At 48.4% G+C, this 12,544-nt stretch carries 11 protein-coding genes; 2 read left to right on the forward strand and 9 right to left on the reverse strand.

Features of this window, described 5'->3' with window-relative positions; all coding sequences use genetic code 11:
* Window positions 1-234 precede the first annotated feature (234 nt).
* Window positions 235-1,275, forward strand: coding sequence for a PD-(D/E)XK nuclease domain-containing protein (locus MNO13_RS09910; RefSeq protein ID WP_241939921.1), 1,041 nt, complete (start codon window positions 235-237; stop codon window positions 1,273-1,275).
* 262 nt (window positions 1,276-1,537) lie between these two features.
* Here MNO13_RS09910 and MNO13_RS09915 read toward each other — a convergent pair whose 3' ends face one another.
* The 4 genes from MNO13_RS09915 to MNO13_RS09930 form a co-directional block, all read right to left on the reverse strand.
* The gene (locus tag MNO13_RS09915; protein ID WP_241939922.1) at window positions 1,538-2,545 is read right to left on the reverse strand and encodes a hypothetical protein; all 1,008 of its coding nucleotides are present in this window, start codon (window positions 2,543-2,545) and stop codon (window positions 1,538-1,540) included.
* A gap of 385 nt (window positions 2,546-2,930) precedes the next feature.
* A complete protein-coding gene (locus MNO13_RS09920) occupies window positions 2,931-4,826 on the reverse strand; it encodes a methyl-accepting chemotaxis protein (RefSeq protein ID WP_241939923.1) in 1,896 nt (631 codons plus the stop codon).
* 692 nt (window positions 4,827-5,518) lie between these two features.
* Entirely contained in the window at window positions 5,519-6,712 is a 1,194-nt protein-coding gene (locus MNO13_RS09925) for an MFS transporter (RefSeq protein WP_241940059.1), read from the reverse strand.
* Window positions 6,713-6,786: 74 nt separating this feature from the next.
* The gene (locus MNO13_RS09930) at window positions 6,787-7,845 is read right to left on the reverse strand and encodes an alpha/beta hydrolase (RefSeq protein ID WP_133522878.1); all 1,059 of its coding nucleotides are present in this window, start codon (window positions 7,843-7,845) and stop codon (window positions 6,787-6,789) included.
* A 263-nt stretch (window positions 7,846-8,108) separates the two neighbouring features.
* Here MNO13_RS09930 and MNO13_RS09935 point away from each other — a divergent pair, with 263 nt between their 5' ends.
* Window positions 8,109-8,993, forward strand: a complete 885-nt coding sequence (locus MNO13_RS09935; protein ID WP_133522847.1) for a LysR family transcriptional regulator — start codon at window positions 8,109-8,111, stop codon at window positions 8,991-8,993.
* A gap of 178 nt (window positions 8,994-9,171) precedes the next feature.
* Here the strand turns inward: MNO13_RS09935 and MNO13_RS09940 are convergent, their stop codons facing one another.
* The 5 genes from MNO13_RS09940 to mobC form a co-directional block, all read right to left on the reverse strand.
* On the reverse strand, window positions 9,172-9,912 hold the full coding sequence (locus tag MNO13_RS09940; protein WP_241940060.1) for an NADPH-dependent F420 reductase: 741 nt from the start codon (window positions 9,910-9,912) through the stop codon (window positions 9,172-9,174).
* A gap of 41 nt (window positions 9,913-9,953) precedes the next feature.
* Window positions 9,954-10,688, reverse strand: a complete 735-nt coding sequence (locus tag MNO13_RS09945) for an NADPH-dependent F420 reductase (protein ID WP_241939924.1) — start codon at window positions 10,686-10,688, stop codon at window positions 9,954-9,956.
* A gap of 30 nt (window positions 10,689-10,718) precedes the next feature.
* Window positions 10,719-11,153: a MarR family winged helix-turn-helix transcriptional regulator gene (locus tag MNO13_RS09950; protein WP_181540659.1), complete on the reverse strand. Its 435-nt coding sequence runs from the start codon at window positions 11,151-11,153 to the stop codon at window positions 10,719-10,721.
* A gap of 251 nt (window positions 11,154-11,404) precedes the next feature.
* Entirely contained in the window at window positions 11,405-11,692 is a 288-nt protein-coding gene (locus MNO13_RS09955; protein WP_241939925.1) for a hypothetical protein, read from the reverse strand.
* 105 nt (window positions 11,693-11,797) lie between these two features.
* Window positions 11,798-12,544, reverse strand: a complete 747-nt coding sequence (gene mobC, locus MNO13_RS09960) for a MobC family replication-relaxation protein (protein ID WP_241940061.1) — start codon at window positions 12,542-12,544, stop codon at window positions 11,798-11,800.

Consider the following 12,544-nt stretch of genomic DNA (forward strand, 5'->3'; position numbering starts at 1 on the left):
AGCCCGCTTCGCCCTTTATATATATTGCCTCAGACTTGATCTGGCAGTGTTCTCTGTTAAAACAAGATTCAACCTTACAGTCGGCAACGACCTAAGGGCAGAAGTTTCAAAAGCTTACACTTATCGAAATGTATGAAACAATGGGGTGTAGGTCAACTGCATAGTATTTAAGGTGACCTGACAAAATAGCTATGATAAAAATCGTCAAAAGACATGCTGACGTTGAAGGGAAAAATGGATTATAAATTCAATGAAGTAAGGGAGTATTCCAGAGCAATCCTGCTCTTACGAAAGGTTATTCTCATTAGTAAGCTGAGCATCTTAGTTTCTATTCTCACTATTGGAGTTAGCTACTATGTTGTCATAGCAGACTATTTTCAGCCATATGATCTCACAAACTCAACCATTATAGAAGCGATGATGGACAAAGATTACCAGTCCATCAATACTAACACTTTTGATATACTTAATAAATATAATTCCGGTGAGTCCAAAATAAAGCCTAGCGACTTTTATGCATTCCTCCCTGGGCGTTACAATGCGACTTCCGTGCATGTCCATGGGCATCTTGTACCCATGGGGGAGAGCATACATACAAGTCATAACAACTTTACTATGTATCGCTATGATTTTACATACCGAGTTAGTATATCTCAATTTGGTGTGATGATTTTCTCCCTAATTCAGGTATTCTTGCTTTCTTCTTTTCTTTATCTTCACTTTAGCACCAAATCAAAACATGAAAATGACTTTGAAGATAAAATTGTAGGCACATACTTTGATATGCTATCTCATCCGCTTGAAGAAAGAGAACTAAGTGATGTCGAAAAGTTAAAGTTAACACTGAGAAAGTTTAATGCATTTCGATTGGCATTAAACAACAGATATGATAATCGCCCCGGTTATGTAATCAACGATGAGTACGATGTTCAGGATTTGCTGCGTGCAATACTGGCATTAAACTTCGAAGATGTAATTAAAGAGAGTGCCATTCCCTATTATTTAGGATCAAATTCAAGAGTGGATTTTTTGATACGTGATCAAAGTATTGCGATAGAAGTCAAAAAGACAAGGAAGGAATTAAGAGACGGTAAGTTAGCGGACCAAATTATTTCTGATCTCCATCGTTATCAAGCATATTCTGCTTGCAAAGATATTATATTTTTTGTGTACGATCCCGATCATTTTATACAAAATCCGGCGAGTTTGAAAAAGGATATCAAGTCGATAAAAAGTGAAGCCACATTGCATTTTGTTATTGTTCCTGAGGTTTAATGTGCGGAGGTTTTATTCGTCGGAATGTATCGTACCTCAACGTGGAAGGTTTGACCTGCTCTCCTCTAATTAATGTAGTGCGGACTTGGTAACATCCGCTACTGGCACGGAGCGGCCAGGTTTAAGAACAAGTAAGGTCTACAATGAGCGAGGAGCGGAAATCAGCTATCGTTCTCACAGATGTTGGCTGATAAACCCATAGCAAATAATATGTGTTATCGCTTAATTGGCCAAAGGCACACCAATGTATGTGTGTGAATAGTCAGTTTCGTTTTTCTAAGTCGGCTAATGCATATCTTCCGCGTTCTGCTACTGATGGCGACATATCAGAAGCCAATATATTTGCCAGATTAAATGCTTCATCACCGATGTTATCCAATTCTTTTATGAGCATTTCGCCAGCTATACGCCGAACCATTGGCGAGCGGTCGGTTGTTGCCTTTCTCAAAGTATCAATAAAGGGGGGAGTTGTAGGTATTATTCGTTCTTTTAAAGCAGGGATGCGTCGCTGTATGCCGTATCTTTTGTCAACCCACTGCCATGTCAGCCCTTCAGCCCAAACAAATTTACTTTCAAACTGACAACGATACGCTTTGGCTCGCAGGGAGGGTTGAATTGATTTTTCTGAAATTTCAGCTAAAAATTTATCCAAAGCTGTTGTGCGTCCTGCCTGCGAAAATATATTAGCGACAGGCCCTGAAGAGGATGTTAGAAGCCGTTTTTTTAAAGCATTAGTTACTTTCTCCATCATAACCACTTTCATTAACACCTCTTTCTCGATATCTTCCATTCTCCCCCAGGAATCCCAGTAGGGAAGAGTTATAAATAAGACATCAACAATAAACTCAGGGTCAGATTCTTCAGCAACCAATGGCAAAGCATCACGGGCTGCATCTCTTACCTGCGGAACCCAGTCATTTAGCTTCCGAACAACTAAAGCTAATAAAAAACTATTTGGTGCTCCACCAGATAGTGTCCTTAGCGCTCTTTCGCGTCTGTAACCATCAGAGCTACATATGTCCATCCATCTGAGTGAACCAACTTGCTGGAAATCATTATCACTTTGCTTCTGACTATACTGTCGAAGTGAATAGAAAATCTCTGCTCGAATTAATCGTTCCCAATCATCGAGGCCTTTTAAGGATAGCTTCGAGGTGGCAATGATAAATTTTGATATGTCAGGTCTTATTCTTTGATATAGAATATCGAAAGTGAGTGATTTTTTAATAGATGCAATGATTTCTTGCTGAAGGCTATCCTGCGGCAACATGAGCCAGCGTCCTTTATAAAATTCTATACGATTACACTTCTTTTAAAGTGACAAATATCTAAAGTCAAGAATCATTTATCTATCAGATTTTTCTTTATATATGGTTCCCCGATTAAAAGGGGACGAAATGCGCAACATAATAGACTGCACAAGCAAAGTCAGTCTTGAGCTTCCAGACAATGCGTCCGCTCCTGGCACTAAGCTGCCCAAAGGACATCAGGCGACTTTGAGCAAATAACGGAAGTTATCCTCACACGGACATAATCAGTCTGTCGGAAGATCTCTAAAAGTGAATGGTTTGGCGGGATACTTATACTGCGTCCGGCCATAAAAAAACGGTAAGTGAACTCTCACCTACCGTTCTATTTACAGTGAAAAAATACAATCAGAGTTTAAAACCAGCTACAACGGTTTCCAGTTGAACCGTCTGATCCTGCATAGCCTGAGCGGCCGTAGATACCTGTTCCACCAGCGCCGCATTCTGCTGAGTGGCGTTATCCAATTGGGTGATCGCGACGTTCACCTGCTCGATGCCGAGGCTTTGTTCCTGACTGGAAGACATGATTTCGTTCATCAGCGTCGCCACGTTATTCACGCCGCCCATGACTTCATCCATCGTCGTTCCGGCGATTGCCACCAGCTGGCTGCCCGTGGAGATATCTGCCACGGAATCTTCAATCAGCTTTTTAATTTCGCGGGCGGACGTTGCTGAACGTTGTGCCAGGCTGCGCACTTCAGATGCCACGACAGCAAAACCGCGGCCCTGTTCACCGGCACGCGCCGCTTCGACGGCAGCATTCAGCGCCAGAATGTTGGTCTGGAAGGCGATACCATCGATCACGCTGATGATATCGACAATTTTGTGCGATGAGCGGGTGATAGAGCCCATGGTATCGACCACCTGTTTCACCACTTCCGACCCTTTCTGCGCAACCGCAGACGCATCACGCGCCAGCTGATTAGCACCTTCGGCGTTGGCTGCATTCTGTTTCACCGTGCTGGTCAACTGCTCCATGGAGGCCGCCGTTTCAACAATCGAACTCGCCTGCTCTTCGGTACGCCCGGAGAGGTCCATGTTGCCACTGGCGATTTCACGCGATGCCGAGGTGATAGCCAGACTGCTGTCACCGACCTGACGGAGGATCGATTGCAGGAATGACAGGAACTGGTTGAAGCTTTGGTTCACACGGTTGAATTCCGGACTACGGCTATCCGGTAAGCGACGGGTCAGATCCGCGCCACCGGCGGAAAGCTGGCTGATATTTTTATACAAGGCATCCAGCTGACGCATAAAGATTTTGATAGCCAGAATCAGAACCACCAGCAGTAAAATCACCATCGGGATCTGCACCAGCCCAAGACTTTGCAGGATACTGTGCGTACGCGTCAGCAACTGACTGGTTGGCATGTTCGTCGCGATGTACCACGGCCCCTCAATCTTACTCATGAACAGGGTGTGTGAGGGACCGTCGTTATCGTAGTCAGCAACCAGATTCTCCTGCCCGTTAATTTGATCGAGGCTTTTACGGATTTGTATCGCAAGCGGTGAGGTTTCACCCAGAGAGGCCAGCTTCGGCAGTTTTTCATCACTGGAATGACTGGTGCCTACGATAATGCCGTCTTTCTCAACGATATAAATGGTGCCGTGAACTTTATTCTCCATTTCCGTGACCAACTGGTTAAAGAACCCCAGCGTGACGTCAATAGTCGCCACCCCCCAGAGTTTATCGCCTTTATAAATCGGCATTGCGCAGTTGGTACGCGGCTGGGTACTGGCGTCGTCAAAGTAGGCAGGTGCCCAGACACACTGGCCCTTTACACCTTTTGAAGCCGCAAGATACCAGGACTGCTCGAAGTAATTCGGCGATTCGGCACTGTTCCAGAAGGTGTTTTCCGACAGTTGATTGTTATTATTACGAGCAAAAAAGGTGCTGAATTTGATTTTTTCCGGGTCACGCTGATTCGGTAAAGGCCAGATCCCGCCTCCAAATACGGCGGAATCACCATATTGATCAACCAGCGCGGGCAGCAATCGGTCAATGCTGTCGCTGTCCATTTGAGCGACGGTTTGAGTGATGGTACGCACCTGAGATTCAACTTTGTTCAGCCGGTCATTGATAACGACGGCGATATCTTCAACCTGATTCGCAACCAGAGTGCTTTCTGTTTGTTTCAGCTGAGGGGCAACAAAGACCTGGATCACTATAAGCGTGACGATGACCAGCACAATAAAAAACAAGCTGATCAATGCGATAAAGCGGGATTGCGTTGTTTTTAACATTTTTAGGGTAACCCACATGCAAAGCAGCGAGATCGCTGTTTAACTAATAACGGCATTTTCTGAGGTTTCTTTATGAGGAAATAAATAGAAATATCTGGTGCTCAGATCATATAGGCGACCGCAGCGATTCCATGACAAAGACGCAACTACACGAGATAAATCAGCCTTAAAGCAGAAATTGACCTCTTATTTTATTGCTGCCACAGCACAGGTTTCGGGCTTATTAAGCGTTAAATAACCGGTTCAAATATCATGATATTTCCAACGTCACACAGCTCTCTATAACAAACTAAAACAGCACGTGAAATGACAGTACCAAACAGTACTCCTTCAGAGATAAGCAGTATTTGTGTTCTCAATCTGAATGGATAAATCTTCTCAATTAATACCGATGGGATCCAATGTACGACAACTCTGGAATTGGATAACGGCACCGATCGAACCGGCAACTGGAATCTGGATGTAAAAAGAAAATTCAAACATGTGGTGCTGAGGGCAAAATGGGTATTCACATTCACTTGATCCCCATTTGCATATCACTTGACTACCAGTTAGCAAAGTACTTGGTCGTTTCCAACAAAAAAACCCGGACAGAGCAATCCAAATTCACGGGCAGGTTTGAGCGAACAGCAGACATTCGGCTCTCTGCCGTATGCCATGACAAAGAGCTCGCCAGAAATAAATGGATTGCGCTAGTACGCCTTACATTTTTGACGGGATGTGACAAATGCCATCGCTACCGCTCCCAGAAGTAACAAACTACTCAAGCCAAAAGCACTTCGCCATCCCAGACTGTCGAATACCAGACCTCCTGCAGTTGAACCAAGTGCAATCGATAGCTGGATCACCGCAACCATGAGACCACCACCCGCCTCTGCATCTTCGGGCAGAGCCCGTGCTATCCATGTCCACCATCCCGTTGGTGCAGCCGTCGCAAGCAGCCCCCACAGGCTTAGCAAAACGGCAACAGCCCAGATGCTATGTCCGACCAACAGTAACATACCGGCAATCGCTGCCATAAGCAGAGGGATCATGATTAAGGTCTGATAAAACCTTGCGTTCAGGAATGTCGTTACGATTATTGTGCCGACAAAACCTGCTACGCCAATTGCGAGTAAAATCATGGAGAGGCCAGAAGTACCCAAGCTGGTTACGGTCTCCAGAAAGGGGCGCACGTAGGTAAATAAGGCAAACTGCCCCATAAAGAAGAGTCCGCAGGCCAGCAGTCCTGTTGGTACGATGGAGACGCTGAACAGACGAAGCACAGATCCCTTTGGCATTTGTTTTTTATCGCTTTCCATCGGAGGCAGGCTGATGCATTGCCAGATGAACGCGGCTATCGCAAGGGGGACTAGACATAAAAAGGCCCCACGCCAACCGACTGTCGCTCCCAAATAGCTGCCAAGCGGCGCAGCCACAACGGTAGCCAGCGCGTTCCCGCCGTTAAATATCGCCAGCGCCCGGGGAACCTGCTGCTGCGGTACGAGCCGAATGGCGGTTGCAGCCGACATTGACCAGAATCCACCGATGACGACACCAATCAGAGCCCTCCCCAGCATATAAACCGGATAGTTGGGCGCTATGGCGATAACTATTCCCGATATGGCCATTAAGACCGTAAGCCCCAGTAGTAGGGACTTGCGATTCCTGTTTCCAGCCAGCGTCGAAAGAGTCAGGCTGGTCAGGACGGCCAGCGCACCGGATATGGCAATTCCCTGTCCTGCCAGCCCTTCCGTTACGCCTAAATCACGGGCTATCGGCGTAAGCAGGCTAACGGGCATAAATTCCGATGCAATCAGCACAAAGACACACAGTGTCATGGCAAAAATGCCGCCCCAGTAAGCGTGCAGATTATTCTGTGATGGTGTTTGGTTTAGTATCGACATATTCATATTTCACAAAAATCAGGATAAAAGCCACCCGGGTAGACAGGTGGCTTTTAATCTTCTCAGCAGAGGGTTTATTTCAGGTTGGTTTTGAAAAACTGTTCGAACTTCCCGAAAGGTATTTTACCGGCCGCATTGTCGTAAAGGTCCACATGATTTGCACCGGGGACGATCACCAGCTCTTTTTCTTTACTACCAAGAGCCTTATAAGCATCTTCGGCAAAATAGCGTGAATGTGCGTTTTCACCGGTCACGATAAGCGTAGGGATGGTGATTTCGCTGGCGTAGCTCAGCAGCGGCATATTCATAAATGACAGCGGCGTCGTTGACGTCCACGCCCCGGTAGAGTTCACGGAACGCGCATGGAAACCACGCGGCATGCGGTAGTAATCAAAGAACTCTTTCAGTACCGGATGAGGATCCGCCGGGAGCGTTTCTGGCAGAATGCGCTCGCCCGCGCTGACCTTGCCGTTGCTGTCGACGTTAATATCATGGCCGCCGTATGCGAACGTTCCGCTTTCCGCATCTTTCCAGCGCTGTTCATTTAGATACTGCAGTACGGCACGACGGTCAGCGGCTGAGTAACGATCTTGTCCATCACCCACGCCATGCCCCATCGCCCGGCTCATGTCGTACATCACACTGGTGGCCACCGCTTTGACGCGGGTGTCCATTGCGGCGTCGTTTAACGCCATGCCGCCCCAGCCGCAAATACCGAGCAACCCGATACGGTTGCGATCCACCTCTTTTTGCAACCCTAAGTAATCTACCGCTGCGCTGAAATCTTCGGTATTGATATCCGGTGAGGCGACGTTACGCGGATAGCCACCGCTCTCACCTGTATAAGAAGGATCAAACGCCAGGGTAACAAATCCCTGTTCCGCCAGCGTCTGCGCATACAGGCCGCTGGATTGTTCCTTCACCGCGCCAAAAGGCCCGCTCACGGCAATCGCTGCCAGCTTGCGATCGCCGCGATCTTTGGGCAGGTAGAGATCGCCCACTAAGGTAATCCCATATCGATTCTGAAACGAGACCTTACGATGATCGACTTTCTGGCTCTCGGCGAACGTCTTATCCCATTTATCGAACATCGAAACAGGGGTATTCGGATTGGTTGAATCTGCATAACTCATTGTCGTGACTCCACTTAATGATACGAATAGCAGCATGGCAGGCATCGCGGTTTTTAGCGTTCGAGTGAAAGCTTTCATAAAAATCCCCATGAAAATAGAGAGATACAGGTTTCCTACGGACAACACTGCTGTGCTTTGTTTTGATGGGCTCATTGTAGTTAGCAGAACTAGTGCTGATTAGAGGGTAAAAATTGCTAAAATTAATACCATATTGTTATAAATCAATGCTGACACTGGCGTCATTCGAGGGGGGGAGTAAATCAATGGCAAAAAGGGAGAACTACAACGAGCTTTATTTGTTTATGCAGGTGGTACGGGAAGGCAGCTTTACAGCTGCGGCTCAGAGACTGGGGCTTGCTCAATCGGGGGTAAGCCGTTCTGTTCGTGAGCTTGAAGAAAGACTTGGGGTCCAGCTACTGGTGCGCACCACGCGTAAGCTGTCGCTGACACAAGCGGGGGAGCAGCTCTATCAAAAAACGGAGTCCGGATTTGATACGTTAGATCTTGGCCTTGCCACGCTGGCGCATTATCGCGAGACGCCCTCTGGCACGGTACGTATCAATGCCAGCCAGCACGCGATTGATAAATGCCTTCTGCCAAAGCTTGCGGTATTTAAACTGCGCTACCCTGATATCCGGCTTGAACTCATGAACGAGAGTCGTTTCGTCGATATTATCGAGGAAAGATTCGATGCGGGCGTCCGTCTTGGGCCCGAAGTAGGTCAGGGCATGGTCGCAGTGCGCATTACGCCCGATATGGAGATGGCCATTGTGGGTACCCCTGAGCATTTTCGTCGCTATGGCTTTCCGCAAGTCCCCGCAGATTTAGCGGTGCATCCCTGTATCGCTTATCAGTTTGGTGACGGAAGCCTGTACGCATGGGAACTTCACCAGGATGGTAAAAAAATCACCCATCGGCCGCAGGGGCAGTGGGCTTTCGCAGACAGCTATATGGAAGCCAAAGCAGCCAGGCTGGGCCTGGGACTGGCTTATATCCCGGAAGAGCTGGTGTCTGATGATTTAGAACAGGGGTCGCTCATCAGAGTTTTACAACGCTACAGCGAGCGCCTGGAAGGCTCATTTCTCTATTATCCTCACCGCAATGTGTCGCCCGCTCTGCGAGCGGTTATCGAGACATTAAGAATTTAAGGGATGAAGATGAGCCGCCCCGATAATCCAGGAGACAACACTCTTTGTTCCACGGTGACGTATTCATACTCAAATCTCCTGCAATGTTGGAGATTTAAGTATGATTGTCCCTCATGAGCGATCAGCAGATCGTTTGCATTTTCGCTCATGCATCGATAAATGAAATATGGCTTACGGATTACATAAAAAGAGCCCGGTGTAATCGAACAATATAATCAGCAGTCGGATTGGATTGCTTATCGCCCATTCGCTCCTGAATTGCATGGACAGCAATATCCCGACGCGCAGGCAGCCGTGTTTTTTCCGTTGCGGCGATCGCTGACTTCATTTCATCATATGTGAGGTCAGTACAGTAGCAAGGTGCACCCGGCTGTTGACGCCATGACTCCTCAACAGTACCTGCATCGAAAGCGTCGAACCCCGTATCACTGACAAGACGCATAACCATTTTCTTGTGCTCTTCGATATTCCCTGCCACCGGAATTGAAATTCGTCCTGCCGTGCCCTCTGCTGTACCTTTTGTCACGAGAGAATCTGAACCTATTGCATTCCAGGCCTTCACCAGCGGACGGTTCAGGAGATCTGCCACCCACGCGCTTTCGACCTCCCCATCTGAGAACGCATCAATGTTGCCGTCGCGATGTGGATAATAGTTAGACGTATCAGCAACGATAACATGCCGGGGTAATTTCCGGATCAGAGGAGCGATATCCGCAAGCTTTGCCATAGGTATGGAAAGGATGACAACCTGTGCATCCTGCATGGCATTGACTGCATCAGCTGCTTCAGCGCCTGTTTCAAGCACGTCGGGGGCTATCGTTTCAGGTCCGCGAGAATTGGCGACCTTAACGGAGTAACCGGCAGATGCGAGACTGCGAGCAAGCGTTTTACCGATGTGGCCGGTTCCCAGAACAGCAATCCGTTACTTTTCATTATTAATCATAATTTTCCCTTTTTGGCTCAGGCCGTTACTGCACGGTTACGTTTGACGATAGCATCATGAGTGAGTTGTTCGCCTGCAGACATAAACTCCCTGATCAACGCATCTCTGTTCAGTGGAGCGCGAGTTTTATCCGCTGCCTTAAGGGCTGCTTCAAGCTCTCCGGTTTTTAGCTCAGTACAGTAGGCTGGCGTGCCGGGCTGTTGCCGCCATGATTCGCTAAGCGTACCGGCATCTACTGCATCGAAACCGGTCTGATTGACCAGTTCAAGCGCAACAGATTTTGCTACCGGACTGTCGCCGGCAACCGGGATAGCGATACGGGACGGTGAACCGGCAGCCAGCCCTTTCTCTTGAAGCGTCTGGGCCAGAACAGCGTTCCAGGCTTTGACAAGAGGGCGTTTGACTATTTCACTGGCGTACACGCTTTCAGGTTTGCCTTCACGGAGCTCTTCAATGTCCCCGTCGCGGAAGGGGTAGTAATTAGAGGTATCAATGACGACGACGCTTTCCGGAACATCACGCAAGAGTTCAGCCAATTCAGCATGCTTATCAAAGGGTATAGAGAAGATGATGACGTCCACATCTCGTACGGCCTCCTGGCGCTCAACCGCCAGCGCACCCACTCTTCGCGCCAACTCTATAATGGTTTCCGGTCCTCTTGAGTTGGCCAGTTTGACCTCATGGCCCTGCACAGAGAGCTTATGTGCCAGCGTCGCACCAATGTTTCCGGCGCCAATAATGCCTATTTTCATACCAGAACCTTTTATCTGAGTGGAGGATGATCAGTTGTCAGCGGGATGGGCAAAGCTATTCAGGGTATCTCGTAACTCCTCGAGCTTTGTATCCGATAACTGACAGGCTGATTTGATTCTTTCGGTTACGCGCCACAGCTCGCTTTGCAACGCGAGCCCGTCATCGGTGAGGGTAATGAGAACCCGCCTTTCATCTGCGCGATCCCGCGTGCGGGTTATGCGTCCGGCAGCCTCAAGTCTTTTGAGAATAGGAGTAATGGTGCCGGTGTCCATGCCAAGCTTATTCCCAATATCACCCACGGTGCGTGGGGTTCCGTTAAACAACTCCAGCATGACCAGATACTGGGGAAAGGTAAGGCCCAGCGGGTCCAGGAACGGCTTATGTAACCGGTTCATGCGGCTCGCCGCACCATAGAGCGCAAAAGAAAGTTGTGTCCCTATTTCCTGTCGTGACTGCATGTTCATATGCCAACCCATTATCTTGTTGATGATTATATAGCGCACTAGATAAAAGCATATAGCAAACTTTTCATTAGTTAAAGAGTGATGAATAAGTAATTCGTGCGGTATGACAATGACAACAAATCAGGGTGAGAAGTCTCCAGACGGACGGGTATTATCGTTCTGAGCTATTCAAAAAGGTCTGCTGTTGGCACCGAGCTGCCTGTCAGATTAGGTTTGGCCCTGTGTCGTAGTTGTGCCAGGTCAAGTCTGAGCTAAGACAAAATATCAGTATCTTTCTGAAGCGTCTGAAGGCGCTGTTCCAGGCTATCCAGTCTTTCTTCGAGGTCATGGCTCTGCTGCTCAATATCTTCCAGTGTTTCTGACAGAACATCACGCAGCAGCACAAAATTTGCGTGCAGGGCATAGACAAAATCGTGGCCGCGAACCAGTAATGCTTCGCGCGGTATGTCCTGCAAAGCGGAATGCGTCATCCATGTCACCAGCGCTTTTGCGCTCATTTCGGTCAGTACGTCCGAAAGTCGGTCAGTTTCTCTTTTCATTTGGTGTCCTGTCTGTTCTGATTTTGGGTGAGTATTTCGAAGGGTATTATTTCAGGTCGTTGTGCTGCTGGCGGGCGGGTTGGGGCTGTAAGTGATAGAGAAGAACTATATGCCGTGGTCTACATCGAGCCGTTGCAGCTCGTCGAGCGTGTAGATGCGGAAGACATTCCGGTGGCGGGTTTCCAGCGGGATGTGCTGATGGTTAACGATGACGTGCCTGATGCTGTCAAACAGCCGTTCAAGGCCGCGCTTTTTCTGCGGGTCCGGCACGATATAAAAAACGTAAATCCAGTCTTTCCGGGTCCGCGCCAGCAAATGGCTGGCGATGATCGACTGGTAACGGGCTCTGGTTTTCAGGCGGCGCTCGGTCTCAATGGCGATCACCGTGCCGCCGGGCAGGGTGAGCAGCCCGTCCGGGCGGTGACTGACCTGATACCGGCTGAGGAAGGTTGTGCGATCGCCGTTTATCCACCCTGATGCACCTTTTTGCTCAAGGATGATACGGGCGGTCTGATTATCAAGGTGGTGCTCCAGCGTCCAGCCGGTAATTTTTGACGGCTCAAACCGCGCCGGGAAAAGTGCATCGTCGGGAGTTAACACAATGGCCAGTCCGTCACTGGTAATGCCCCACAATGAAATTTTCATCGTGCGCGATACCAGGACATGTTTTTGTATCAAGCCCATACCCTCGACTTTTGAAAGCAGGGAATACAGCGATTTATGATCCCTGAACCCGAACAGCAGCATCAGTGTTTTAAAGTCACTGTACGTTTCTTCCTTCAGAAAATTCAGTAGTCGTTGTATTTTTTCGCGGTGTCGCGTCTGGCGTTCGCTGTATGCGGTGATCAGCAT

The organism is Buttiauxella ferragutiae (assembly GCF_022637515.1).
Taxonomy (GTDB): Bacteria; Pseudomonadota; Gammaproteobacteria; order Enterobacterales; family Enterobacteriaceae; genus Buttiauxella; species Buttiauxella ferragutiae.